Annotated in this window: 24 protein-coding genes; 11 read left to right on the top strand and 13 right to left on the bottom strand. The window is 50.8% G+C overall.

From position 1 onward, the window contains the following. Positions 1 to 98: 98 nt before the first annotated feature. The 3 genes from ACKFKH_RS26870 to ACKFKH_RS26860 all read right to left on the bottom strand — a co-directional run bounded on the left by ACKFKH_RS26870 (position 99) and on the right by ACKFKH_RS26860 (position 4,372). Positions 99 to 572 carry a hypothetical protein gene (locus ACKFKH_RS26870; RefSeq protein WP_446861421.1) on the bottom strand — a complete coding sequence of 158 codons (474 nt, stop codon included), beginning with the start codon at positions 570 to 572 and terminating at the stop codon, positions 99 to 101. A 3-nt stretch (positions 573 to 575) separates the two neighbouring features. Beyond that, the gene (locus ACKFKH_RS26865; RefSeq protein ID WP_446861420.1) at positions 576 to 2,744 is read right to left on the bottom strand and encodes a cation:proton antiporter; all 2,169 of its coding nucleotides are present in this window, start codon (positions 2,742 to 2,744) and stop codon (positions 576 to 578) included. Between the two features lie 446 nt (positions 2,745 to 3,190). Beyond that, positions 3,191 to 4,372 carry a glycosyltransferase gene (locus ACKFKH_RS26860; protein WP_446861419.1) on the bottom strand — a complete coding sequence of 394 codons (1,182 nt, stop codon included), beginning with the start codon at positions 4,370 to 4,372 and terminating at the stop codon, positions 3,191 to 3,193. A 255-nt stretch (positions 4,373 to 4,627) separates the two neighbouring features. Between ACKFKH_RS26860 and ACKFKH_RS26855 the strand changes: the two genes are divergently transcribed. Together ACKFKH_RS26855 and ACKFKH_RS26850 are read left to right on the top strand one after the other, a co-directional pair. After that, the gene (locus tag ACKFKH_RS26855) at positions 4,628 to 5,371 is read left to right on the top strand and encodes a response regulator transcription factor (RefSeq protein WP_446861418.1); all 744 of its coding nucleotides are present in this window, start codon (positions 4,628 to 4,630) and stop codon (positions 5,369 to 5,371) included. A 144-nt stretch (positions 5,372 to 5,515) separates the two neighbouring features. After that, the gene (locus ACKFKH_RS26850) at positions 5,516 to 5,983 is read left to right on the top strand and encodes an SRPBCC domain-containing protein (protein ID WP_446861417.1); all 468 of its coding nucleotides are present in this window, start codon (positions 5,516 to 5,518) and stop codon (positions 5,981 to 5,983) included. 32 nt (positions 5,984 to 6,015) lie between these two features. On the opposite strand, the gene petA is transcribed toward ACKFKH_RS26850, so the two are convergent. Next, a complete protein-coding gene (gene petA / locus ACKFKH_RS26845; RefSeq protein WP_446861416.1) occupies positions 6,016 to 6,999 on the bottom strand; it encodes a cytochrome f in 984 nt (327 codons plus the stop codon). A 153-nt stretch (positions 7,000 to 7,152) separates the two neighbouring features. After that, on the bottom strand, positions 7,153 to 7,695 hold the full coding sequence (petC, locus tag ACKFKH_RS26840; RefSeq protein WP_446861415.1) for a cytochrome b6-f complex iron-sulfur subunit: 543 nt from the start codon (positions 7,693 to 7,695) through the stop codon (positions 7,153 to 7,155). A gap of 266 nt (positions 7,696 to 7,961) precedes the next feature. Here petC and ACKFKH_RS26835 point away from each other — a divergent pair, with 266 nt between their 5' ends. Beyond that, the gene (locus tag ACKFKH_RS26835) at positions 7,962 to 8,279 is read left to right on the top strand and encodes a DUF3067 family protein (protein ID WP_446861414.1); all 318 of its coding nucleotides are present in this window, start codon (positions 7,962 to 7,964) and stop codon (positions 8,277 to 8,279) included. A 74-nt stretch (positions 8,280 to 8,353) separates the two neighbouring features. Here ACKFKH_RS26835 and ACKFKH_RS26830 read toward each other — a convergent pair whose 3' ends face one another. The 3 genes from ACKFKH_RS26830 to ACKFKH_RS26820 form a co-directional block, all read right to left on the bottom strand. Continuing rightward, a complete protein-coding gene (locus ACKFKH_RS26830; protein WP_446861413.1) occupies positions 8,354 to 8,737 on the bottom strand; it encodes a hypothetical protein in 384 nt (127 codons plus the stop codon). 105 nt (positions 8,738 to 8,842) lie between these two features. Beyond that, positions 8,843 to 9,958: an EAL domain-containing protein gene (locus ACKFKH_RS26825; protein ID WP_446861412.1), complete on the bottom strand. Its 1,116-nt coding sequence runs from the start codon at positions 9,956 to 9,958 to the stop codon at positions 8,843 to 8,845. Positions 9,959 to 10,161: 203 nt separating this feature from the next. Further along, complete coding sequence (locus ACKFKH_RS26820; RefSeq protein WP_446861411.1) at positions 10,162 to 10,305, bottom strand: hypothetical protein; 144 nt, start codon at positions 10,303 to 10,305, stop codon at positions 10,162 to 10,164. A 31-nt stretch (positions 10,306 to 10,336) separates the two neighbouring features. Here ACKFKH_RS26820 and trpD point away from each other — a divergent pair, with 31 nt between their 5' ends. Then, on the top strand, positions 10,337 to 11,422 hold the full coding sequence (gene trpD, locus ACKFKH_RS26815; protein ID WP_446861410.1) for an anthranilate phosphoribosyltransferase: 1,086 nt from the start codon (positions 10,337 to 10,339) through the stop codon (positions 11,420 to 11,422). Positions 11,423 to 11,573: 151 nt separating this feature from the next. On the opposite strand, the gene ACKFKH_RS26810 is transcribed toward trpD, so the two are convergent. Continuing rightward, the gene (locus tag ACKFKH_RS26810; protein ID WP_446861409.1) at positions 11,574 to 12,530 is read right to left on the bottom strand and encodes a ribonuclease Z; all 957 of its coding nucleotides are present in this window, start codon (positions 12,528 to 12,530) and stop codon (positions 11,574 to 11,576) included. A gap of 453 nt (positions 12,531 to 12,983) precedes the next feature. On the opposite strand from ACKFKH_RS26810, the gene ACKFKH_RS26805 reads away from it, so the two are divergent. Further along, complete coding sequence (locus tag ACKFKH_RS26805) at positions 12,984 to 14,162, top strand: SpoIID/LytB domain-containing protein (RefSeq protein ID WP_446861408.1); 1,179 nt, start codon at positions 12,984 to 12,986, stop codon at positions 14,160 to 14,162. Positions 14,163 to 14,283: 121 nt separating this feature from the next. Here the strand turns inward: ACKFKH_RS26805 and ACKFKH_RS26800 are convergent, their stop codons facing one another. Continuing rightward, on the bottom strand, positions 14,284 to 15,591 hold the full coding sequence (locus tag ACKFKH_RS26800; RefSeq protein WP_446861407.1) for a hypothetical protein: 1,308 nt from the start codon (positions 15,589 to 15,591) through the stop codon (positions 14,284 to 14,286). A gap of 192 nt (positions 15,592 to 15,783) precedes the next feature. On the opposite strand from ACKFKH_RS26800, the gene ACKFKH_RS26795 reads away from it, so the two are divergent. The 3 genes from ACKFKH_RS26795 to ACKFKH_RS26785 are packed head-to-tail and all read left to right on the top strand — an operon-like array spanning position 15,784 to position 17,040. Further along, a complete protein-coding gene (locus ACKFKH_RS26795; RefSeq protein WP_446861406.1) occupies positions 15,784 to 16,305 on the top strand; it encodes a photosystem I assembly protein Ycf3 in 522 nt (173 codons plus the stop codon). A gap of 49 nt (positions 16,306 to 16,354) precedes the next feature. Then, positions 16,355 to 16,648, top strand: a complete 294-nt coding sequence (gene gatC / locus ACKFKH_RS26790; RefSeq protein WP_446861405.1) for an Asp-tRNA(Asn)/Glu-tRNA(Gln) amidotransferase subunit GatC — start codon at positions 16,355 to 16,357, stop codon at positions 16,646 to 16,648. Between the two features lie 11 nt (positions 16,649 to 16,659). Beyond that, positions 16,660 to 17,040 (top strand): low molecular weight protein tyrosine phosphatase family protein, encoded by a 381-nt coding sequence (locus ACKFKH_RS26785; protein WP_446861404.1) that lies wholly within the window; start codon positions 16,660 to 16,662, stop codon positions 17,038 to 17,040. Here the strand turns inward: ACKFKH_RS26785 and ACKFKH_RS26780 are convergent. Next, complete coding sequence (locus ACKFKH_RS26780) at positions 17,028 to 17,663, bottom strand: rhomboid family intramembrane serine protease (RefSeq protein WP_446861403.1); 636 nt, start codon at positions 17,661 to 17,663, stop codon at positions 17,028 to 17,030. The two genes, ACKFKH_RS26785 and ACKFKH_RS26780, sit on opposite strands and share 13 nt — an antisense overlap. Positions 17,664 to 17,716: 53 nt before the next feature. Here ACKFKH_RS26780 and ACKFKH_RS26775 point away from each other — a divergent pair, with 53 nt between their 5' ends. Then, positions 17,717 to 18,796: an acyl-CoA dehydrogenase family protein gene (locus tag ACKFKH_RS26775; RefSeq protein WP_446861402.1), complete on the top strand. Its 1,080-nt coding sequence runs from the start codon at positions 17,717 to 17,719 to the stop codon at positions 18,794 to 18,796. Positions 18,797 to 18,910: 114 nt separating this feature from the next. On the opposite strand, the gene infB is transcribed toward ACKFKH_RS26775, so the two are convergent. Both infB and ACKFKH_RS26765 read right to left on the bottom strand, forming a co-directional pair. Then, positions 18,911 to 22,123 (bottom strand): translation initiation factor IF-2, encoded by a 3,213-nt coding sequence (gene infB / locus ACKFKH_RS26770; RefSeq protein ID WP_446861401.1) that lies wholly within the window; start codon positions 22,121 to 22,123, stop codon positions 18,911 to 18,913. Between the two features lie 642 nt (positions 22,124 to 22,765). Further along, positions 22,766 to 23,071 carry a YlxR family protein gene (locus tag ACKFKH_RS26765; RefSeq protein ID WP_446861400.1) on the bottom strand — a complete coding sequence of 102 codons (306 nt, stop codon included), beginning with the start codon at positions 23,069 to 23,071 and terminating at the stop codon, positions 22,766 to 22,768. Positions 23,072 to 23,124: 53 nt separating this feature from the next. Between ACKFKH_RS26765 and ACKFKH_RS26760 the strand changes: the two genes are divergently transcribed. Both ACKFKH_RS26760 and ACKFKH_RS26755 read left to right on the top strand, forming a co-directional pair. Continuing rightward, a complete protein-coding gene (locus tag ACKFKH_RS26760; RefSeq protein ID WP_446861399.1) occupies positions 23,125 to 23,682 on the top strand; it encodes a Uma2 family endonuclease in 558 nt (185 codons plus the stop codon). 133 nt (positions 23,683 to 23,815) lie between these two features. Then, a complete protein-coding gene (locus ACKFKH_RS26755; protein ID WP_446861398.1) occupies positions 23,816 to 24,220 on the top strand; it encodes a single-stranded DNA-binding protein in 405 nt (134 codons plus the stop codon). Positions 24,221 to 24,235 lie beyond the last annotated feature (15 nt).

Raw genomic sequence — 24,235 nt, 5'->3', positions numbered from 1 at the left:
ATTCAAAGGGAGTTAGCCGTAGTCACATTTGCAATCCCCCATCGAAGTCATCTACCCCGACCAAGACGTTGATCCCGATTAATTGTGAGGGACGATCGCTACTGGTCTGAATCCCGTTTGCCCGTGAAATTGATCCCAGTTAGCGAGGAATCTAATCGAATTTTTCCTCGCAGGTTGTTTTGCGAAAAGGTGCCCTCAATTTTTACCGTTGGCGATCGTTCACCGTCTTTTTGACAGTCATCCAAGTAAGAGAGAAGACCTGACAATTCTAGTTTTTGCTCCTCCCAGGTGCCTGACAGCGAAGGTTTTTTTCTAGCTGCCGTGATCGTCTGACTCGTCTCATTCTTCGATAAAAGTGAGGCACTGAGATAAACGCCCGACTGCTGAATCATCAAAACCACCGGATCGTCGTCTTTCAAACATCCAGGCAGATTTTGGGCTGGAATACGATAGCGACCTTCAATTTTGGTAGAAGCTTTGAGATTGGCTTCTCCATAAGCAGTCGTGAAGCTAAACAGGGCCACCACAATGCCGATCGACCCCACATAAAACGTCAAAGACTTGAGATTCATCGGCTAATTCCTCCCCGACTCAAGGCTGGTGCTGGTCAAAATCGAAGTCAGGTGAGACGCAACATGGCTATAGCGGCGAGTGATCACCAAAGAAGACCGACAGCGAACCGCTAACTCATCGGCGTAGCGTCCCAAGGTTTGGCGATCGAGTCCCCATTCTCGGCTGGCTCCCGCGATCGTCAAGTCTGCCATTTTAGAAGCGTCCACAACGGCCAAAATCGGACTGTCTGCCTGAATAATTGGCGTAGCAATACGATCGCGCACCGAATTGGGCAGCCGCGCCATCAGGTTGTGAAACTCATAGCTAAACTCGCTCACAGGCTGATCGTCACAGGCGACGCGAAGAATCGTGAGATCTGTGTTTTGGCAGTTGATCAGCAGTCTCACGGCCAGTTCTAGCCCCAGATCAGTGTGAATATTGGCAACATAGGGTAGCAGCAGGCGTTCCAGTTTTGAGGTTTGGCGATCGATATACACCGCCACATCGACCGGAGCCGTACTAAGAATCTGACCAACTCGCCCACCTAGTCGATTGCTGCTAAAGGCGGGACGATGCCAGCCGACAATCACCAAATCCGCCTGATCCCGGACTGCAATCTGAGCCGTTGCTCTGGCGACATCATTGGACACTTGAATAATCGGACGGACTAACTTTTGCAGGTCAGAAGGTTCTAAGCTTTGCACCAGATCATCCAACTGTCCCTGACGAATGGCTAGACGACGATCGGCTTCAGCAGGGGTGCTTTCGTAGACATAATCTTCTTCGAGTTGGATAAAGCTCAACGGAGACACGATCGCTGCCCGACGCGGTTGAGACGGCATATTGCCAAAAGCGAGCGCCATCGCTAACTGAATCAAGCCCCGCTGACTACTCGGATTGGCGATCGGCACCAGTACTCGATACCCCGGCTCAATTTCATCCATCGGCTTGACGATCGTCTTGCGAATCTGCTGTTTGGGATACGTCCACTCCAAGAGAGGCGAAGTCATAAAGGTTGTCACCAGCGCCATCATCACCAGTATCGTAAACAGCAACGGCGAAATCACACCCAGACTTAAACCGATATTCAAGACAATCAGTTCGGTCAGACCGCGCGTATTCATCAACCAGCCCAAAGCGGACGCATCTCGTTTATCGATGCCAGACACCCGCGCTGCGACATAGGTGCCAAAATACTTACCAACGATCGCCACCAGCACCACCAGCAAACACAGCCCCCAGAGAATCGGACGATTTAATAACCCAATCTGAGTTCTCAAGCCGCTATAGGCAAAGAAAATAGGGAGCAGGAATGTGAGTACAAAATCCTCAGTTTTTTGGGCCAATTCTCTCGTCAGTCCAGGGTTTTTGGGCATCACCGCCCCCAGCAAGAACGCCCCAAAAATCAGGTGAATTCCAATCAACTCAGTCGTCACCGCAGACACCACAACACCCATGTAAATGAATGCCAAAACGGATTGACTGAGCTTACCGACGCGATCGTAATAGGTTGCCAGGTGTTTCAGTAGTTTGCGCCCCACTGTCGCCATCAGGGTAATATAGGCAACCGATGCCAGAATTGTGGGTAGCGCTTCGATCATACTGTTGGTGCGAGTGACGGCGATCGCCAGAGCCAGCAGACACCACGCGGTCACATCATCTACTGCCGCACAAGCCAGCGCCAACGCGCCTAGCCGACTATTCTGCAAATTATTTTCTGTAATAATCCGCGCCAGCACCGGAAACGCCGTAATCGACATCGCCGCCCCCAAAAACAGCGCAAAAGCTGTAAACGACACCCCATCACTGGAGACCAGGGGATAAAGCAACAGCGAGAGAATGGTTCCGAGTGAGAAGGGCACCAAAATGCTGACGTGAGAAACTAAAATCGCCGTATTCAGCCCATTCTTGAGATATTTGGGGTCGAGTTCCAGTCCGATGAGAAACATAAAAAAGATCAGCCCAATTTGAGACAAAACCCCCAAAAAAGGGATCGTCTCTGGAGGAAAGACAGCCGCCGCTGTTTCGGGAGCCACCATGCCAAACAAAGACGGGCCGAGCAAAATTCCCGCTACGATTTCACCAATTACCAGGGGTTGTTTGATTCGTCGAAACCCCAATCCCACGATTCGTGACAGCCCAATCACGAGCAGAACTTGAATCAGAACCTGGACAACGACATCAAAGTGCATGGTCATACCTTGAAACAATGAGGGAGTTTTGAGCTAGAAGCTTTGAAGTTTGCGTTAATGCCTGCTGGATCTCTTCGAGTTACCCGCAAGGGGTCGAGTTTTTTCACTTCGTTGTTTAGCACTCCTCCAACCCTCACTTCTGAAAGACTTTAAGACAACATCTCTAATTCAACGTCAATTCGATGAGGTTTTTTCGCTGCCCTGTTCAGCGCCTCTGTCCCTCAATGCTGGGACTTTAAGACGAGATTTCCCGGTCAAAGTCCCTCACGGGTGAAGAATTTGGGGAGCTGCTTTGAGAACCGCAGCGAAAGATTTTATCGAATTCACGTTAATTCAAAGTGCCTCACTAAAGAAGTAGAGACAGCCTCAAACTGCCGCCCCTCGCAAAGACCAAAGCGAATTTCAGTAGATTCAAGTTGAGTTAATTTCTCCTCACTCCTCACTCCTCACTCCTCACTCCCAGTCAAGCGCCTGCCTCGCCACGTCCAGCCCCAACCTGTCTCCGTTTTGATGACAGAAACGATCGCAATTGCACTCACAAACAGTCCCCCAATCCCGGCTAGCCACCAGTTGCGCGGCGAGATGCTTGAGAATTTCTGACTGAGGCAGTACAGATTGTATTGCAGCGCGATCGCGATCAATGCCAAAAAAAGGGTACTGAGATCCACCCAATTGAAGGGCAAGAGCAGGATTTTTGCAAGAGCGATCGCGGCTCCGATCCAGGGCACCGCAAACACCAAAAAGGTGACAAACGCGATGTAGAGAATGGCTCTGAGGTTGCGATCGACTCCCACATACCAGTTCTTTGTCCACCCTTCCCAGAGTGCTGCCGTTGATTGATACATTCGCACGTCTGCCAGGTCGTGTCCCAGTCCGTACCAGATCTTCAAGCCATTTTGTTTGATGCGTCGTCCCAGTTCCACATCTTCGACAATTTGACTCGCCACCGCAGCGTGACCGCCAATCCGATCGTAAGCCTGCCGTCGAAACAGCATAAACGGCCCAACCGCAAATGCCGTTTCACGTTTGGGATCATTCACTTCTTCAAAATCAAAGCCAACTGCAAACAAACTCGTGATAATCGGCTGTGCCAACCATTCGGCAAAACAACCACAGACGATCGCCATCCAAAACGTCAGCAAGTCTACCTGTTCCTGCTCGGCGGTGAGAAGGGCGGTCTCGATCGCGCCCCGTTTTAATCGCACGTCAGCATCAATGAATAGCAGAAAATCGCCCTTTGTGTGAGAAGTGACCTGAGCGCAAGCCCAATTTTTTCCCATCCACGTCTCATTCACAGGCCGGGGCTGCCCTGCAAGCACCTTTACACGGGGATCAAGAATGGACTGAGCGATCGTCAGCGTCTCATCGGTAGACTGATCATCGACGACCCAAACCTCCAGCTTTTCGGCGGGCAGATCAGAACTTTTGAGCACCGAATCGACGCAATCCCGAATGTTTACCGCTTCGTTGTAGGCAGGGATGATCACCGACACCGTGGGCAAATCGTCACTTTCTAACGGGGAGATGATCGCTAGTTGTCTGGCTTGTGGAATTGCCGATCGCAGTTTGTCAGAAAAAATTTGAATTCCAATTAGCGCCCCAACGATGACAAATAGTAAAACAATCACAGCTACCTACCCTGAGAGATCAACAATCCACCTGACCAGCGACTCAGTATAGCGAGTTTCAATGCTTAGAAGCGTTCACTAATCCTGCGGGCAGCGCATCCAGATCCAAAACTTAGACCTCGTAATACAAAAAAACTTTTTCGGGGAAGAACTTTATATGAGGAAGGATTTTGCATCCTTGCGTATAATCTGAACAGGAAACTTTACAGTTTGTCGAGTTCCTACATGAATAAACATTCGTAAACCGACTTAATGATGCCCCGGATTCTCGTCATTGATGATGACCCAGCTATCTCAGAACTCGTCGCGGTCAACCTCGAAATGGCTGGCTACGATGTCAGTCAGGCAGCAGACGGAATTCGCGGTCAGGCCATGGCGCTGCAAATTCAGCCCGACCTGATCATGCTTGATCTGATGTTGCCCCAGGTGGATGGGTTTACTATTTGTCAGCGCCTGCGTCGAGATGAGCGCACGTCAGATATTCCCGTTCTGATGCTGACAGCCCTGGGTCAAACACAAAACAAAGTCGAAGGCTTCAATGCGGGTGCCGATGATTACCTGACCAAGCCTTTTGAGGTCGAAGAACTACTGGCTCGCGTCCGGGCATTGTTGCGGCGCACCGATCGCATTCCTCAAGCCGCCAAACACAGCGAAATCCTCAGCTATGGGCCTCTAGTTCTCGTGCCTGAGCGCTTTGAAGCTATCTGGTTTGGCAAGACGGTCAAGCTGACTCACCTAGAGTTTGAACTGCTGCATTGTCTACTTCAGCGTCATGGGCAGACGGTTTCACCTAGCGAAATTCTCAAGGAAGTTTGGGGATACGATCCCGATGATGATATTGAGACGATTCGAGTTCACGTTCGTCATCTGAGAACCAAACTCGAACCCGAACCCCGTCATCCCCGCTTCATTAAGACCGTTTATGGGGCAGGCTATTGTCTGGAGCTTCCGACGGGGGGCAATGCGGATGAAGGCGTTGAGTCTTCGATGGTGGGGTAGAAGAAGGGATGAGGGAGTTCGTTCTGCTTTGCGAGGAGGAATGAAGATAAATCGGCGCGGGGATTGCTGCTTTGACCCCTTAGTTTAAGATTTGCGAGAGAAGCGGGTATCCAGAGTGTAGTTTGCTGTAAGGGGGTGTGTTTCATGCCTAGTCTCTACACTGAAATCGAAATCAACTCGCCGCGATCGCTAGTCTGGCAGATTCTCTTTCACAAAGAACGCTGGAAGTATTGGAATACCTTTCTTTATGACTGCCACCCTGATCTGCCGTTTGTGCAAGGTCAGGAAACGCTGTTGTCACTCAAACGGACACGAGGCGAAGACGATATTGAGTTTCAGCCATTGGTGACGCTGATCCAGCCGGGGGTCTGTCTCAAGTGGCTTTCGACGATTCCGGGATTTCGCAATGAGCATGTGTTTGAGCTTCAAGACATTGGCGGCGATCGTACCAAGTATGTCCATCGAGAAAACTTTTCGGGGGCGCTGAGTCCCGTCTTTTTGCCGTTTATTCGTCGAGATGAGCAGCAGGGTATTCGTCGCATGGCGCAGGAGTTAAAGGAATACGCCGAGACACAAAAAAACGGAATGAACCGTGGCCCATCCCGTCGATAGATAAAAGTGAGCAGATAAGCGTGAGTCTGGTGTTAGAAATTCATTTCCGCAGCCTGGACTCTTTCGACTTGCTTCTTCTTTAAGACGAGCATGATTTGGGTAAAGGTGACGATCGCAAAGAACGCCAGCAGTCCTTTAATCCGGTTGGGGCTTTGCAGCACGATTTCTTTGTCAACCTGACCAAAGCCGCCCACATTGGGATTGTTGGTGAGCGCGTCTCCAGCCTTGACTTCTTGACCTTCTGCGACCAGCAGTTCTGGGCCAGCGGGAATGGTTTCACTCACAGCGTCTTTGCCTTCAGGTTGGATCGTGACCACAAATCCACCTTCTTCTGCTTTCTCAATCTTGGTGATCTGCCCCGTTGCAGGCGCACTGTAGATAGCGTTGTTGCTCTTGTTGCCAGCGGGATAAACCTGCCCGCGACCCCGGTTGCCGCCCACGTGAATCGAATACTTGCCAAAGCGGAGGGCTTTGTTGGTATTGGGATCAGGCGACAAAATCGGGAAGGTGATTTCGCTGTATTGCTCACCGGGCAACGGCCCGACGACGAGAATGTTTTCTTTGGTGTCGCTGTAGGGTTGGATGTACAACTCAGCCAGCTTTTCCTTCATCTCTTCGGGGACGCGATCGTCAGGAGCCAGCTTAAAGCCTTCGGGCAGCATCAACACTGCACCTACATTCAACGGCCCTTTGGAGCCATCGCCCGTGACTTGCTGAACACTCATGTCGTAAGGGATTTTCACCACCGCTTCAAACACGGTATCAGGCAACACGGACTGAGGCACTTCGACTTCGGTCGGCTTTGCGCCCAGGTGACAGTTAGCACAGACGATCCGACCCGTAGCTTCGCGGGGATTTTCGTACTGTTGTTGAGCAAAAATGGGATAGGCAGCCGCCGCTTGAGGAAGCGCCAAACTACCCGACAGTAAAACGGTGACGGCGACGATCGCAACCAGTACCTTTTGAGCCACCTGGAGTTTGCGAAGCCACATCGACGATAAAAAGCGTGTTCTCATCTCTAACGAAAATAGTGTAGGGACAACGAGAGGAAATACAAGAGGGTAGCGATTAGCTCATTTAGAAAGTCGGTGAAAAAGTTGATACGGTGCCAAACTTCTCTGCCAGACTCTCAGCCAACCGCTAAAAACTGAAGACCTAAAAATGAGACCCTAAGCCCACCAGGGAGCTTCGTCAGTGCGAAAGTCGGTTTCTGTCCAAGGGGTAAAGCTGACTTTGTTGTCTTCGACGGCAGCATGAACGAGGGCCAAAGAGAGCGGTGCCGGCCCACGGACGACTTTACCTGTGTTGTCGTATTGCGACCCGTGACAAGGGCACATAAATTTGTTCTCGTTAGCATTCCAGGGGACGACGCAGCCCAGATGAGTACAAACCGCGTTGATGCCGTAGCTGCCGATCGATTGATCTTCTTGCACGACGAGATAGGTAGGGTCTCCCTTGAGACCTTGAGCCAGGGAGCGATCGCCAGGGGGATGGGTTTTGACATACTCGCTGACGAGAATATCGTTGCCCAGCGCATCTTTAGCGGTCACGCCACCAGAGCCACTCCCTGACGAGGGAGGAATAAAGTATTTCACCACCGGATAGAGTGCGCCCACTGCAACAAGTGCTTCGGAGCCAAACATCAGGAGGTTCATAAATTGGCGACGACCCATGCTGGGTACATCATCAGCAGATCCAGTTAGTTGTGCCATGTCTACGCTCTAGAGATATCGGGGAAAATGATGAAACGCCCTGAACTTAATCTTAAAGGGGCTGTGTTTAGATCTATTTACACACGGGAGCCAAAACGACTGAATTTAAGAATTCTTTCAGCTATGTAAGGTGCTAGAAATCCTTTAAGTCAGCGATTTGTGGGCTTTGTTGGGTGTATTATACAAACTTTAACATTAGCATCATAGCGAAGAGGCAGTGTCTCACATTTATACGAAATGTTACAAATATCTACACGATCGCAGCCATGACCGGACAAGACCTTCACCAGCTTTTACTTAACAAATGGGGTCGCTCTTACGATATTCAGCTACGCCGAACGGGGGGCAAGATTTTTGTACAAGTCATGTGGAAGTATCTGGAGCAGGCTTCCTTTCCGCTCAGTCAGGTTGAGTATCTAGAGCATCTTGATCAAGTAGGCAGCTATCTTGCCGCTTGGGGAGCCACCAATCAAGTAGAGTCCTACATTCAAAAAACGCGCGAACGCCCTCGATTAGGAAAAGCGGTTAACATTCCCCTGGATCTCGGCGATCGCACCTCAGAGTGGATTCTAGAAGACTTTTAGCGCATCCCTCATCCCTCTCGCGAAGCGGATTACCCCAAAAGGGGGAACAGATCATCGAAGTTCTCCCTCATCCCTCATCCCACCCCCAACCAATCCTGCAAGTACGATCGCAGGGTTTGATTGAAGTGCGATCGCTGCTCAAATTTCTCAGTTCTCACAGGTTTACGCTCTGGGTCAAGCATCCACCCATAGTCGCTGCTCAGACGTAGATTTCCTTGCCAGTCGGCGATCGACACGATCAGTTGAGGGGCTGGAGAGTTGTCGTAATCTTTGACAAAAAATACATAGTTAAACGTATTTTGACTAGCCGCCGCCACGGTCGAAGGTTGCCCAAACTTTTGTTCTAACGTCGCCCTCACCTGCTCCGACAAGCCTGGCTGCTGAATATCTTCGAGCGTTCGGACGGCCAACGTCAGTGCAAAATAAAACTCTTCAACTGGGACAAACTCAAACTGCATAAGTCAGCGAACCTAGAAACTCACTGAATTATCGTATGGATGGGTAAGGTTTTGAGTTGTGAGCTAGTTTTCTCCTCACTCCTCACCCCTCACTCCTCACCCTCTTCAACACGCCGCCGACATCCAGCGCCCCCTTGCGGGTAACTTGGAGCGATCGCTGGCGGGTTCAAAAAAATCGCTGCTCACACGCCACGGCAAAATCTCCGGCGTTGCCAGCCCAAACCCCTGTCCCATATCCACGCCTAGCTCTCGGCAAAAATCAACATCGTTAGCGTCTTCTAGCCCTTCTGCCAACACAGCAATTCCTAACTCATGGGCAAATTGCAGCAGACTCTTGATCATGACTTGCTTTAAGACATAGCGACTACAACCCTGAATCAGTCGTCGATCGAGCTTGATCACATCCGGGCGAAACTCCAGGCAGTAGTGATCGATCGCGACGTTGCTCCCCAGGTCATCGATCGCCAGACCAAACCCCCAGTCGCGAATCTGCTCAATCAGAGTGGAGAGTTGGGGATAACTTTCTAGGGCTTCGACTTCGGTAAGTTCAAACACAATTTGTTCAGGGCGCAGCCCCAGGTCTATCACCTGCTGAAAGTTTTGCTCCAGAGTTTTGGGGTCGCGAGCGATCGCATTGGGTAACACATTCACAAAAAAAGTCTGCGGAGTTTCTACCCTTCCGACTCTGGTGCAGAGCTTTGCTAAGGAGTCTAGACACGTCGATCGGGCTAACTCGTCAAACTCAAATGTTAAATTCATGGAGAGGGCAGCGTCAATTAGCTCTTGACCACCAAAGCACTGTCCCTGCTCACTTTTTGCTCTGGCTAGACACTCGTGAGCGACCACATGCCCGGTAGCCAGGTTAAAAATCGGCTGATATTTAAAGAATAAACGCTGCCTCGCTAAGACCTGAAGAAACCAGGCATTCTTGATCATCAGGGTCATACTACTAAGCGGTTGAGCGTTGAGAAATTCGACCAGGAGATTTCGAGAATCGAGAGAAAACTGAGTGACCAAAAAGCGGGAAGCCACCTGAGCAGAATCAGGAATCAAATGACTAATTCTAAAAAAAAGGTCAGCGAGATTGGTCTCCTCTGCCGTTCTGTAGAGTAGCTGGGGCACGGCTGCGATCGCTCTAAATCCCAATTGATCGAGATACCGCTCTGTTTCGCGATCGCAAGGCTGGATAATAAGTTTTAGATCGTCATTTGATAGATTCACATTCTGCACTAGTCAACGGTTCCTCTCGTTGCAAAGTATACGATCGTGCTTTATATGCAAGACACTTACCGCTACTGACTCAGCGTCATCGTGATCACAAACGGATCACAAACTGCGATACTTTTACATCTGTCTGGGATTGGAGTAACCTACCACATTTAACAAAATAGTTTGATGCACTTTAATGACTAATTAAATACTGATCAGGCGAGTTGATCGCTACCGTCAACCGGGTGAACAGGGGTCATTTTGCCAAAACCCTCAACCCAAAACAGAACTGTGTTTGGATAAACCTGTGCAAAATCATTAGATTTGTCAACCAAAGATTTGTCAACCAAAGCAAACATTCCTTTTTATTCCTTTTTGCGTGTCAAGAACATGACTCAATCTTTACCGACTCCTGCTGCCCCAAATTTAAGCAACGTCACGCCGGAAAGCTCGGCTCAATGGTCAAGTCTGCTGCAACAGTTACTCGATCGCCAATCTCTTTCCAGCGATCAAGCCGCCAATCTGATGCAGGGCTGGCTAGCTGACGCGATTCATCCGGCGCTCTCTGGAGCCATTCTCGTCGCGCTGCAATCCAAAGGCATCTCTGCGTCAGAACTGGCAGGCATGGCAAACGTTCTCCAGTCTCAATCCGCTTCTCCCACACTCCACACTCCACACTCCACACCGCTGATTGACACCTGTGGTACGGGCGGAGATGGCGCGTCTACGTTCAATATTTCGACGGCTGTGGCCTTTGTAGCGGCGGCGGCTGGGGTCTCGGTTGCAAAACATGGCAATCGTTCGGCTTCGAGTCAAGTCGGATCTGCGGATGTGTTGGAAGCGCTGGGGATCAATCTAGCTGCCCCCGCCGAAAAGATTCAAGCGGCTGTGCAGACGGTGGGGATCACGTTTTTATTTGCTCCCGGCTGGCACCCGGCACTCAAGGTTGTCGCTCCCCTACGCAGGCTGCTCAAAGTGAGAACGGTTTTTAATCTGCTGGGGCCGTTGGTCAATCCGTTGCGGCCGACGGGGCAGGTGATTGGCGTTTTTGACCCTGATTTGTTGGAGGCGATCGCTCAAGCTCTCAATCAACTTGGTACGCAAAAAGCGATCGTGCTGCATGGTCGAGAACGGCTAGACGAAGCGGGATTGGGGGATTTAACGGATCTAGCGATTTTGTCTAATCAAACCGTTCATCTGACGACTTTAGACCCACGAGAATTAGGAGTCGAGGCCGCAGCGATCGCTTCACTCAAAGGAGGCAATGTGCAGACCAACGCAGAAATTCTTAAAAATGTCCTACAAGGAAAAGGGACACGCGCACAAATGGAGGTCGTGGCTCTCAATGCTAGTCTGGCCCTACAGGTTGGAGACGTAACTGACGATTATGCAAAAGGTCTTCTCTTAGCCAAAGAGATTCTCGCGAGTGGTGAAGCCTGGAGAACTCTGGAGCGGCTTGTCGAATTTTTGCAGTGACGGATTAGGGGCAGAGACTAGACAAACCCAACGAATCAAGGCGCGGCGATCAAGACAAAACTTGCTTTTCAGGCTAAGTAACGTTTACGGGAAGGTTGGTCAAACCCAACGAATCAAGGCGCGGCGATCGAGACAAAACTTGCTTTTCAGGCTAAGTAACGTTTACGGGAAGGTTGGTCAATCGGCGCGGTACGTCGTAAGTCCAGAAGTCAGAAGCCAGGTCGGTGTTGGGGAAGATTGAGCGGGCTTCTTCTAGCAGATTTTTGAGTTCGATCGGGTTCCCTGGCGCATATCGCGGACTGAAGTGCGTCATGATCAGTTTGTTGACTTGTGCCCCTAATGCGACTTGAGCCGCCATCGTGGTTGTGGAATGGAGACGCTGATAGGCTAACTCGGCATCTTGATGGGCAAAGGTGGCTTCGTGGATCAAGACATCGGCATCTTTGGCGAGTCCGACCGCGTTGTCACAATAAACGGTGTCTGTGCAATAGACGACCTTTCTGCCAATCTCTGTCGGGCCGCACAAATCCGCTCCATTGATTTGCCGCCCATCGGGAAGCGTGACGCGATCGCCGCGTTTCAACTGTCCATAAATCGGCCCAGAAGGAATTTTTAGCGCTTTGGCGCGATCGACATCAAAATGACCTGCCCGATCTTTCTCGGTGACTCGATACCCAAAGGCAGGCACTCGATGCTTGAGCAGACTGCAACTGACCGAAAATTCTTCGTCTTCAAACACCAATCCCGGTTTGACCGTGTGAACCTTGACGGGGTAAGAGAAATGCGTTTGTGAATAGCGCTTACAGGCTTTGAGATACTCATCCAGGTCGGGCGGCCCGTAGATGTCAATGCGATCGGGATTGCCCGCCAAACCACAACTTGCCAGCAGACCCATCAAGCCAAAAATGTGATCGCCATGCATGTGGGTGACAAAAATTCGTCGAATCTGACTGACCCGCAGATCGCTGCGTAAAAATTGGTGTTGAGTCCCTTCGCCACAGTCAAACAGCCACACCTCGGCGCGTTGAGGCAACCGTAGGGCGACTCCAGACACATTTCTCGATCGCGTCGGCACCCCAGAACTCGTTCCTAAAAATGTGATCTGCAAAACTCGATCGACTTGTTTTATGTAAGTTATTTCACTTCTTCATGGTGACACAGGAAGCAAAAAACGATGGAATTCTAGGATGCAGGAAACTGAAATTTGTAGTTCATGATTTGCAGAAAGGTGGCTGCCACATTTGCTGATTCACCAGATTGGAACCTATGAGAAATTTCACAGTCAAAACTATCTGTGAGTCGTTGGTTCAAAAACACTCAGTATTCTTCACAAATCTTCATAACCCTACATCTATGGTTTTAGTGCCGAGATCGTTTGGTTGTGACTCTACATAAGAAATGCTGCCCTTAAGCTTGCCTTTGGGTTAAAAAATTCTGATACATCCAGAGCAGGAAAATTGACTTATATTAAGCAGCGTTGGCAATCTGCATTCAGATCAATCCAGATCCGGCAACCGATCGCTTGTGATCTGTTACAAAGCACCCTGCAAGGAAATTTCTGATGATAGTTCGCTCACTCCTCCCGTTTCTCATGTCAAAACTCAGCGTCACGACAGGAAAAAACTGGTGGCTGACTGCCCTGATTTGGTTCGCTGCGATCGCTCCCGCATCCGCGCTGGAACTCCGCGTTGCCATTCAACAAAACGTCAAACAAATTAATGTGGGCAGTTCGACTAAGGCTGTGGTTCGAGATGAGTCGGGTCGTGCCCTGGGCGAGATTCAAGGGATGAATGGCTTTACAGCTCAAGCAAACGGGGGAACGGTCGCCCTCGATCGCTGGAATGGCGGAGAAATCTCAGTCGAGCCAACCGAAGGCGGTGTTGTCTGGATAGGCGATCGCTGGTATCGGGGTCGGGCCCTTCTCGTACCTAGGGGATCAGGACTTACAGCCGTCAATTACGTTGACTTAGAACATTATCTCTACAGTGTTCTCGGCAGCGAAATGAATGGCAACTGGCCACAAGAAGCGTTGAAAGCGCAAGCGGTTGCGGCCCGTTCTTACGCGCTGTATCAGCGTCAAAGTGCGAACACTGTGTTTGATGTGGGCGATACAGATTCGTGGCAGGTGTATACGGGGGTCGATCGCGAGTCACAGGGGACGCAGATGGCCGTCGAAGCCACCAAAGGGCAGGTTATTGTCCACAACGGTCGAATCATCAATGCCGTGTTTCATTCCTCGTCAGGGGGCTGTATTGATAACGTCGAAGAAGTCTGGACACAGCCGTTACCCTATCTGCGCGCTAAGAGAGATTTTGACCAGGGTGCTCCCGTTTACCAATGGAGCAAGCCGTTTAGCCGCGATCAACTGAGTCGTCGCATCACTGGGGTCGGCGAAATTGTCTCAATGGTGCCTGAGAAAGTCACAACCTGCGGACGAATTGTGTCAATGCGGGTTAAGGGTGATAAGGGAGAGCGATCGATCAGTGGTGATGCTCTACGCGCTGCGCTTGATTTAAGAAGTACGCTTTTTAGCGTGAGTTCGCAAGGGGGGCAGGCGACAAAAAGTAACAGCAAACCCTCTCCGATCTCGTTTGTGGTCAACGGCAAAGGGTTTGGTCATGGGTTAGGACTGAGCCAATATGGTGCTTACAATCTGGCCACTCAACAACGCTGGAATTATCAGCAGATTGTGCGGTACTACTACGACAACGCTACGCTGGCAAAGATTGAAGTGAAGTAGGCGTCAGGGAGGGCTTTGCCCCACATTCGCGAGGAGGGAGAACTTCGATGATCTGTTCCCCCTTTGGGGGTAATTCGCTTCGCGAGGAGGGAGGAGTCCGAGGATTAGCCTCCTAACTTCTTTAGTTTTTTGTTCCTTCTTCAAGGCGTTTTTGCCACTCGGCATCGATTTGATCAGCCCGATCGAGGTCTTGCTCAATGAGATCGCGATCGCTGCTGTAAACCAAATCCTCATTTTGAATCACCGTTTCAGTCGCAAATTGTTGGGCGTAGAGTGACTTCTGTTCGACCACAGGATCGGCTTGTTCTAGAAGTTGAAGGCGCTGCTGACGTTGCTGATTTCTGGCGAGAATCTTGCGGTTGCGTCCTTGAATCCAGGCGCTGCGGATCAGAGGAATTGTCAGATAAGCAGCACTGTAACCAAGAGAGAGAATGGCGATCGTTCTTCCCAAAACCAACGCAGATCCAGAAACAACGGCTCCACCCCAGGTTAGTCCCGCGAGGGTGATTCCCAACCCCAACAGCACCACGCCCAAACTTGCTGCCAATACGATTTGCCCCTTGCTAGCCCGACTAAAGGCAAACAGCGCTTCTTTCAAATAGGCTGGCACCGACTTGCGACGCTGTTCGGTTACGGTCGTTTGTAAATCTGGGAAGTGGTAGACGATTTGACCTTCGGGACTGACTTCGGGGCGACCGTTAAATCGAGCCAGCACAGGCAGCATATATTGTTCGTATTCACGATCGAACCCTTCGCCCACTTCGTCTAAATAGGGTGCGATTTGTTCAGCGATTACGGCTCCTTGGTGGTTGCGAATTACCGTCCCGATCGTTTGCCAGCGTCGTTCTTCAAGGTCTGCGTTGGGGTTGCCGTCACCAAACAAGAAAGAAAAGACGGCTTCCAAAAAGTTAAGCTGGCTGGACTGTCCCTTAGCACGTCGCCGTTCGTAGCCTGTGTCGTAGTTGGGAGAAAAAATCCAAAAGAAATCAGGCGTAATCCAGAAACCCGGCATATTAAATCCGCCACCTGAGTCGCCCCGATCGTCGTCTCCCCGACTGGAATTAATGGCAATGACGGCCACCACAATGGCAGCGATCGCCAACACAATCAGCAAAATCAACATAATCCCAAAGGAGATGCGAATCAGATAGAACAAAACTCGCCAAACCTTGTCCCACCACTCTTTGAGCCGCAGCCGAAAGTATTTGTCACGCAACACATTCCGAAAGTCTGGCGGAAACTGATAGATCATGTCTCCCGACTCGGCTACTTGCAGGTGTCCCCCGGTTTCGGAGGCTAAAACCAAAAGCCCTTGTTGTGCCAGATTGACATCCAAGCCAGCCTGGGCCGCGACATCGCCAACCGTGACACGATAGTCTAGTCGCTCGACTGCTTTCATCACAGCAGGATCGGGTGTCGGATTGTTCATGTTTCTTTCCCTAAGAAAAGGGTTCCGTCTCCAGTATAAGAAGTGGGTTGGCGAGTCGGGGAGAAATTCAATGGACTTTGGATTCTGGACTGTGCAGCTTTGAACGTCTCCTGTCTTCTGTCTTCCCCGTCCCCAAGGGCGCTAAACTGATAGACGACGCGATACTGTTTCTCCAATTTTTCACGACGCGATATGCCTAGATCACAACGCAACGATAACTTTATCGACAAGAGCTTTACGGTGATGGCAGATCTGATTCTGAAGGTGTTTCCTGCCAGTCGAAAAGAAAAAGAAGCCTTTGCTTATTACCGGGATGGCATGTCTGCTCAAGCAGAGGGCGAGTATGCTGAGGCGCTAGAAAACTATGAAGAAGCGCTGACTCTGGAAGAGGATGATAACGATCGCAGCTACATTCTCTACAACATGGGGCTGATCCATGCGAGTAATGGCGAACACGAAAGGGCGTTAGGCTTTTACCATCAGGCGATCGATCTCAACCCCCGACTACCACAGGCGCTCAACAACATCGCGGTGATTTTGCACTATCAGGGCGAAAAAGCCAAAGACGACGGCAAAGATGCAGAAGCCGACAAGCTGTTTGACGAAGCTGCCGAGTTTTGGAAACGCGCCATTCTCCTGGCTCCCAACAATTATATCGAAGCTCAAAACTGGCTCAAAACTACGGGGCGATCGGGCATGGATATCTACTTCTAGTCCCGTCATTACCTGATTATTGACCGCTAACCGTCATGATTACAAGCTTATGAGTCTCGATCGCCAACAAGTTCACAAAGTTGCTCATCTGGCCCGTCTGCAACTTACGCCCGAAGAGGAAGAAAAATTCTCCACTCAACTCAGCAGTATCTTGGATTATTTTGAGCAGTTGAGTGAGTTAGATGTGACTGATGTGCAGCCGACGACACGCGCGATCGAGGTTAGTAATGTCGTACGCCTTGATCAACACAACCCTTCGACTGAGCGAGAGGCAATTTTGGATAGTGCGCCCGATCGAGAAGGCGAATTTTTTAAGGTGCCCAAGATTGTCACGGGTGATTGAGTCGATGGTTGATGGAAAAACCGAAACTTCTGTTTGTTTGCAGTCACTATAAATGGCGAAGTCTGACGGCCGAAACGCTGTATCGAGGGGACGATCTCTTTGAGTTACCCGCAAGGGGTCGCTACGCTGTTAAGTCTGCGGGAACGGAACAGGGTGCGAGAATTCGAGTCACAGAGGGACTGTTAGGCTGGGCAGATCTAATCTTTGTCATGGAGAAGCGGCACCGCGAAATCCTTCAGCGCAAATTCAGCGAGATTCTAACAAACAAGCGATTGATCTGCCTCCCTATCTCTGATGGCTGTGAATATATGAATGTTGAGTTGATTGATAGTCTGAAGGCGAAGTTGAGCGACTATATTGAACTGCCGGAATCGAATGATTATACAATTTGATCCGCTAAAGCGATTAACTGGTTAACCAGTTCCTTTAACGCTGATAGGTGACGTGCTGTAAAGATTCCGCCGAGAAATCCGAATAGGTGTCCCTCCCACGAAATTCCTTCCTGCAAAGGCACGATGCCCCAGAGAAGTTTTCCAAAAAAGAAGGCAAGCAGCGTCAAGATCAGGGCGGTCGAAAGCGTACGATCAAAATAGGCTAACGACAGCAGAAATCCCAGGTAGCCAAAAATCACGCCACTTGCGCCCATGTGAATGACTCGCTTGCCGCGTCGATTAGCAATGCCAAACAGCCACGTTCCTAGTCCGCTAAATAATGCTGTGGTCGCGGTCACTACGCCAAAATTACTCGATTCTTGAAGCAAAATCAGCCCGCCAAAAATCACGAAGTAGTAAGTATTGCCTTCGAGATGATGCCAGGTGACATGCAAAAAGGGGGCAAACAAAATTCCGGGTAGTCCCGCCAGAGTGCGCGGCTGAATGCCTAACTGATCAAGCCCATCTTCTAAAAGTCCGAAGTTGACGATCGAAACCAGCCAGGCGATCGCCACCAGATAAATCAAAAATCGAGTCTGAGAAAGCCAGTCGGTCAAGACCACACGACTGATATCGTTCTGCATAGAGGGCTAGGATGGGATGAAGTTGCTGAGTGCCCAATCATCCTACTCTTTCCATGACCTTTTTGAATCCCGTCGATCGGCTTGAAGATTACCTCCAAACCGCCGCCCCTAACGCGATCAAGCTAGACGAAAATTCAGAAGTGCTGCGATCGGCGCTACACGATCTAGCAGATTTAAATTTGCTGGCGCTGCGGGTTCCAGAATTTTGGCAGGGATCAGGGGTGGATGAAGCGACTTTCTACAGCTTTCAGGAACGGATTGCTAGATATTCAGGCGCGCTGGCCTTTCTGCAAACTCAACATCAAAGCGCGGCCTCTCTGCTCGTCAAAAGCCAAAACGAATCCCTCAAACAAGCCTACCTCCCGTGGATGGGCAGCGGGCAAAAACTCGTCGGCATCGGCTTTTCTCATCTGCGTCGCGAAGACAATCCCCCGATTAAAGCGATCGCCATTCCAGGAGGCTACCGACTTTATGGACAAGTGCCCTGGGTAACGGGCTTTGGCTGCTTTGAGACTTTTATTGCGGCGGCGGCGTTGCCCGATGGTCAAGCGGTCTATGGCATGGTGCCCTTTGTCAAAACTCAGCAGTTCGGGGGCGAAATTCTGTTTAGTGAACCGATGCCTCTGGCGGCCATGAATTCGACTCAAACTGTTGCTGCTCATTTGACCGAGTGGATCTTGCCCGATTCTGAAGTGGTCTTTGTGCAACCTGCGGGAGCGATTCATCAAAGCGATCGCCTCAACGTTCTCAACTCCAGCTTTTTTGCATTAGGCTGCGCTCAGGCGGGATTAGATTTGTTAGAAGCTAGTTCGAGATCAAAACCTTTTTTACTGATCGCGCCCGCTTTAGAATCCCTATCTCAAGAATTAAACGACTGTCGCCATCAGGTTTACGCCGCTCAACAGCAAGGCGAATCCTTTGAGGAAAAATTACGCCTAAGAGTCTGGGCGATCGACCTGGCGAACCGATGCGCCCAAGCCGCGGTAACCGTTTCCAGTGGAGCCGCCAACTCTAAATATCATCCTGCCCAACGCATCTATCGAGAAGCCCTGGTGTTCACAGTTTCAGGACAAACGATCGCCGTCATGGAAAGAACGCTCGATCGCCTGGTGAGGTCAAGTAAACGATCGTGAATTCGATGAAAAGTGTAGAATCCCGTTTTTCTAGCGTAGTCCACAGTTTCGAGAAGCCAAAAAAAGGGGCATACAATTTTCGTACACCCCAAAGTTTTGATTGAATGTAGTGGCTTACTTGGCAAGCGTCCGACGCTTCGAGATCATTCGGTAAGCCTCGATAATATCGCCCAATTCCCAGGCGCTAAAACTATCAAGACCGATACCACACTCGTAGCCAGCGTTGACTTCCCGCGCATCCTCTTTCATCCGCTTCAGCGAATCGAGGTTGCCTTCGTGAACCAGCTTGTCGCCGCGACGCACTCGCACCTTACAGTTCCGAATGATCTTACCCGACAGCACATAACAGCCAGCCACCGCGCCGCGACCCACTGGGAAGACAGCCCGGACTTCGACCTGACCCAAGGATTCCTCGACCATTTCGGGTTCAAGTAGACCCTCCATCGCGCCCTGAACGTCATCCAGCAGTTTGTAGATGATGTTGTAGTCGCGCACATCCACCCCGGCTCGATCGGCAGCCTGTCGGGCCCCCGGTGCCAGCGTCGTGTTGAAGCCAATAATGACCGCATCACTCGCTGCTGCCAGGTCAACGTCTGTTTCAGAAATCTCACCCGGAGCCGCAAACAGCACCCGCACCTGAACTTCGCCTTGAGGCAACTGGCGCAAAGAACCGAGGATTGCTTCGACTGACCCTTGTACGTCAGCCTTCAGCACCAGATTCAACTCCTTGAGATCGCCTTCTTGAGCCTTCGCAGACAACGTGTTCAAGCTGACTCGGCGAGAAGACATGGCTGCCAACAACCGAGATTGGCGCTGCTCATCGGCTCTGTCAGAAGCGACCGCACGCGCATCCTTCTCGTCCTGGAAGACTTCAAACTCATCCCCCGCCGCCGGAACGTCACTCAACCCAAGAACTTCTACGGCAAACGACGGTGAAGCCGCTTGAACACGTTGGAGACGATCGTCCACCATTGCCCGAACTTTACCCAGCGACGACCCTGCGACTAGCACATCGCCCACTCTCAAAGTCCCATTCTGAATCAGCAACGTGGCAACGGGGCCTTTCGCCTTGTCCAGGTGAGCTTCGATGACGGTTCCTCTAGCAGCGCGATCGGGGTTTGCCGTCAAATCCTCAACTTCCGCAACTAGAAGAATCATCTCCAGCAGCGTATCCAAATTGTCGCCGCTCAAAGCGCTCACCGGAACCATAATCGTGTCGCCGCCCCATTCCTCAGGAACGAGTTGGTATTCTGTTAGTTCTTGTTTGACGCGATCGGGCTGTGAGCCTTCTTTGTCAATCTTGTTGATTGCAACGATGATTGGCACCTGCGCCGCTTTAGCGTGACTGATGGCTTCAATGGTTTGAGGCTGTACTCCGTCATCGGCAGCCACCACCAAAATTGCAATGTCAGTTACCCGTGCGCCTCTTGCTCTCATCGCAGTAAAGGCTTCGTGACCTGGAGTATCCAGGAAGACTACTTGTTGTTCGGCACCATTATGCTCAACATCAACGTGGTAAGCCCCAATGTGTTGCGTGATGCCGCCCGCTTCTCCCTGAGCCACTTTTGTTTTGCGAATCGAGTCGAGCAGCGTCGTTTTCCCGTGGTCAACGTGACCCATAATCGTCACAACAGGCGGACGGCGAATCAGATGATCTACGTCTTCCACACCAACCATTTCGGTGAGCTTACGGGCAGCTTCTTGTTTCTCGCCTGCTTCGACCAGCGTGCCGTATTCCTCAGCCACCATTGTCGCGGTGCCAATATCAAGCGTTTGCGTAATCGTGGCCGCAATGCCCTTCATAAACAGCTTGGTGATCACCTCAGTTGCCGGAACAGCCAGCTTGGTCGCCAACTCTTGAACGGTCAAACCGCCTGTGAGAGTAATGATTTCTGGACGTTCGACCTTAGCTTCTTGCTCACGACGATCGCGGCGATCGCGCATACTGCTGCCGCCGCCAGACTTTTTGCGCTGAGGGGCTGCTGGAGTCGGAGCCGCTGCCACTCGTGTTTGCTGACCCGGTAGACTCTTGGGCCGTGCTGGGCGGGCGAGCGAAATGCTAACCTGAGCGGGATCAACGATGGACGCATCCAATAGCTGGTCGAGGTCTTCTTCGTCCTCTTCGTCAATTTTGGGTTGGGCCCGCCGCTTGCCTTTGGCAGCCAGTTGTTTGGCCTTTTCAGAAAGCTCTTGCACTTCCTCTTCCTCGTCATCCCAGCCTTTAGTACGCTTGGGTTTGGGAGGAGTTGGTCGGTTTAGCTGCATGTCGAGCGCGCCAGGAGCCACAGGGGTCGCGGGGGCATCACCAGGTCTGACCGGGCGATTGACTCGTAAAACGGGCTGCCCCCCTGCTACCGCACTATCCGCTAGAGCTGCCACTTCTTGGGGCGACTGAACGGGTTTGGGACGGCGCAACTCCATGATTTGAGGACGCGGAGTTGTCCGTTCTTCAGAGGGCTTGGCAGGAGCAGGACGGCGAGTTCCAGGGACTGGAGTGCCACCTTGAGGTCTGACTCCTTCTCTTTGGGGCGCTCCACCTTCTCGGCGGTCTGGAGCAGGCTGTGAAGCGGCTTGTTTATCGCGCTTGAGCAACGGTTTGTTGGTCAACCCAGGTCGCGCAGACTGAGAAGTGACGGCAGGTTTTGCGGGAGGTTGGGGAGGAGCCTGAACTTCGATCACGGGGATAGAAGGGGCACTGGGCGCTTGAAGAGAGGTTGGCGCTTCGGGTGCCGCTGCTTCTAGGTTAGGGGCCATGGCTTCTACTGGGAGGGCAGGCGCTTCTACAGGAGGAGGAGGGCTAACGGGGGAAGTGTCTGGCGCGATAACAGGAGCAAGCCCCTGCGGGGAACTCGAAGAAATCGACTCAACCGAATCTTCGGACTCTGAAACTGGAGAACGGGCTGGGCGACTTGGCTCGGCAGGCTTGGCGGGAGGTTGACTGGAAGGGGGCACTGGAGGAGTGCGTAGCTCGGTCTGCTCAGAGGTCGATCGCGTGATCGGTCTACGGATTTCTAAAATTTGTTGTTTTTTCTGGATATTCAAGGGCGTTTTCTTTTTAGACTCAGCAGGTTGTGAAGGCGCAGTCGGACGACTGGGGGCCGATTTTGGAGAAGGGGGGTGACTGGCAACATATTTTTCAGCAGCAGAGCGGATTTGTCCCGCTTCACCTTCTGAGATGGTACTGCTGTGACTTTTGACAGAAATATTTAGTTGTTCGCAAATGGCCAGGAGGTCTCTATTGTCCAAATTTAATTCTCGCGATAGCTCGTAAATTCTAACTTTGCCGTTGTTCATCCACTCTTCCCTCGATTCGATTCCAGTTGTCACATAGTTGCCTTCTGTTTTGACTAAAACTACATTCGTTCTGGGTTGACTAATTGCGCTCCTGAGAAGGTTCTCGATTCTGAGGACAGGCTGTTCTAAGAACGAAAAGTCTTCAGGGGCGGTTTGCTTGATTAAACAGTCTTTGTAAACTAGACTGCTCTACACTGTAAACAGCTTTAACATCATTTTGCACAAATCTAAGGGTTTCAGCAGAGCAAACGGCTGATTTTCTTAAGTTTGTGGGAGATTTTTGAGCACTTGTCACTGTCTCACACTGTCTGCACGATTGTCCGATCGGACTCTAAACGTCACTGCCGCAACTGGGCTGGAGGACTGTAACGGACAGTCTTAAGCTGGAGGGATGTTAGTTAGGGAGAAGACGTTTTACCTCAGAGTCAATCAAGCTTGGCAATCTCCTACAGGGAATCAGTAGATGGTGATGAGTGCAATAATTCAATCAAGTTTGGGGAGGATAGTCAAGTCCACTTTACTTTAGCAAATCCACTTGACCAGCATCGTGTGCACATTTTCTAGTTTTCTTTGCCTTCCAGGGGTTTGTCTCACAAGTAGACGCTGGAGTCGGCAGCACATCCCTTAAACTTCTCCGTCCATCATATCGCAGTTTTGTCAGGGGTTGTGTGGGTCTCAAGGAGATTGAATGGTGTGATGAGGGAGACGTTCTTTTAATGTCTGAAAGATGAGTTCGGGGACGGGGGTTTTGAGAACTCGGCTCAGGCGTTCTTTTTTTTGGGCAGCTTTGAGGCAATCTGGGGTGGGGCAGAGGTAGGCAGAGCGTCCCATTCCCTGGTCGAGGGCGATCGTGTGGTCTGGATGAGTTCTCACGATGCGCCAAAATTCTGATTTGGGGGCAGTCTTGCGGCAGCTAATGCAGCGACGATGGTTAATTTCCATGAGCGATCGTCCATTGATTTTGTCTACAGGGGAAGGCACTAGATGTCATGGTAAGCGTTGTAACATAGAAGGCAACGAGGCGTTGTAAAAAAATGAGCCAGGCCGTCGCACTCTATAGATGGACAACTGATCGCTATCACCTGGCCGTAGAAGCCGGAATTTTTGACGATCAGCCTGTCGAATTACTAAACGGAGAAATTGTTGAAATGGCACCAGAGGGTAAGCCGCATGTTTTCTTTCTGGATCGATTTGCTAATCAACTCAGACGGCTGCTAGGCGATCGGGCGCAAGTTCGTGAGGGGCATCCGGTAACGCTGCCTAATCATTCGGAGCCTGAGCCTGACATTGCGATCGTGCGGCCTCTCAATGAAGTGTATCTGGAGCATCACCCTTACCCAGAAGATATTTTTTGGTTGATTGAATACTCAGATTCTTCTCTTAAAAAGGATTTAGAGGTTAAGAGCAAGGTTTATGCATCTGCGACTATTCTTGAGTATTGGGTGGTTAATCTGCAAAAAATGGAGCTAGTTGTATTTCGCGATCCGATGGATGGGGAGTATCGATCGCAGCTTACGCTCACATCGGGAACGATCGCGCCTCTAGCTTTTTCAGAGATTCAAATTGAGATTGGGCGATTGATGCATGTGTGAATGGAGCGAAAGGTAATTTTGGCTGGCGGTTAAAACAGTAAGACGAATCTCTCCTGCTGGCAGTCAAAAATTCTCTGTTGGTCGCCTAACGAGGGTGGGAACTCTAGGCTAGTAAAATTCGCAGGTTGCGTTTATGTCTAGTAGAGGTTTGAATAAGTGGGTTGTGAGTGGGAATTTGGCAGCCGATGCTCAAATCAAGACCGTTCAACTCAAGAGTGGTGAAGAAGCTCAGGTCGCAACCGCAACGTTGTATGTGCAAAAACCACGCGATCGTGAGGGTTCGTTTACCGTTTCTCTAAGCATTTGGGAAAAGTCTTATGGGTGGCGCAAGCTGCCGTTTCTCAAAAAAGGCTCTCTAATCATTTGCACGGGTAGCATTGACCCCAATCCTTTTATTTCGAGCAATGGCAATGTTCCCAAGGCAGGTTTGCAGATGACGGTGCTGGACATTGATCTCGATATTATTGCTCGCGATGAAGAGAGTGAAGAAGCTTCGACAGACGGTGAGTTTGTTGAGGGAGTCATGGCCACCGTTTAGTAAATCTGGGGTGGC

This window comes from Phormidesmis sp. 146-20 (genome assembly GCF_052939475.1).
This window is presented reverse-complemented; position numbering and strand designations above follow the sequence as displayed.

Bases quoted from the DNA above. Each gene is read 5' to 3' on its own strand.
- ACKFKH_RS26870 (WP_446861421.1), bottom strand. From the start codon at position 572: ATGAATCTCAAGTCTTTGACGTTTTATGTGGGGTCGATCGGCATTGTG.
- ACKFKH_RS26865 (WP_446861420.1), bottom strand. From the start codon at position 2,744: ATGCACTTTGATGTCGTTGTCCAGGTTCTGATTCAAGTTCTGCTCGTG.
- ACKFKH_RS26855 (WP_446861418.1), top strand. From the start codon at position 4,628: ATGCCCCGGATTCTCGTCATTGATGATGACCCAGCTATCTCAGAACTC.
- ACKFKH_RS26850 (WP_446861417.1), top strand. From the start codon at position 5,516: ATGCCTAGTCTCTACACTGAAATCGAAATCAACTCGCCGCGATCGCTA.
- petA (WP_446861416.1), bottom strand. From the start codon at position 6,999: ATGAGAACACGCTTTTTATCGTCGATGTGGCTTCGCAAACTCCAGGTG.
- petC (WP_446861415.1), bottom strand. From the start codon at position 7,695: ATGGCACAACTAACTGGATCTGCTGATGATGTACCCAGCATGGGTCGT.
- ACKFKH_RS26835 (WP_446861414.1), top strand. From the start codon at position 7,962: ATGACCGGACAAGACCTTCACCAGCTTTTACTTAACAAATGGGGTCGC.
- ACKFKH_RS26830 (WP_446861413.1), bottom strand. From the start codon at position 8,737: ATGCAGTTTGAGTTTGTCCCAGTTGAAGAGTTTTATTTTGCACTGACG.
- ACKFKH_RS26820 (WP_446861411.1), bottom strand. From the start codon at position 10,305: ATGTTTGCTTTGGTTGACAAATCTTTGGTTGACAAATCTAATGATTTT.
- trpD (WP_446861410.1), top strand. From the start codon at position 10,337: ATGACTCAATCTTTACCGACTCCTGCTGCCCCAAATTTAAGCAACGTC.
- ACKFKH_RS26805 (WP_446861408.1), top strand. From the start codon at position 12,984: ATGATAGTTCGCTCACTCCTCCCGTTTCTCATGTCAAAACTCAGCGTC.
- ACKFKH_RS26800 (WP_446861407.1), bottom strand. From the start codon at position 15,591: ATGAACAATCCGACACCCGATCCTGCTGTGATGAAAGCAGTCGAGCGA.
- ACKFKH_RS26795 (WP_446861406.1), top strand. From the start codon at position 15,784: ATGCCTAGATCACAACGCAACGATAACTTTATCGACAAGAGCTTTACG.
- gatC (WP_446861405.1), top strand. From the start codon at position 16,355: ATGAGTCTCGATCGCCAACAAGTTCACAAAGTTGCTCATCTGGCCCGT.
- ACKFKH_RS26785 (WP_446861404.1), top strand. From the start codon at position 16,660: ATGGAAAAACCGAAACTTCTGTTTGTTTGCAGTCACTATAAATGGCGA.
- ACKFKH_RS26780 (WP_446861403.1), bottom strand. From the start codon at position 17,663: ATGCAGAACGATATCAGTCGTGTGGTCTTGACCGACTGGCTTTCTCAG.
- ACKFKH_RS26775 (WP_446861402.1), top strand. From the start codon at position 17,717: ATGACCTTTTTGAATCCCGTCGATCGGCTTGAAGATTACCTCCAAACC.
- ACKFKH_RS26760 (WP_446861399.1), top strand. From the start codon at position 23,125: ATGAGCCAGGCCGTCGCACTCTATAGATGGACAACTGATCGCTATCAC.
- ACKFKH_RS26755 (WP_446861398.1), top strand. From the start codon at position 23,816: ATGTCTAGTAGAGGTTTGAATAAGTGGGTTGTGAGTGGGAATTTGGCA.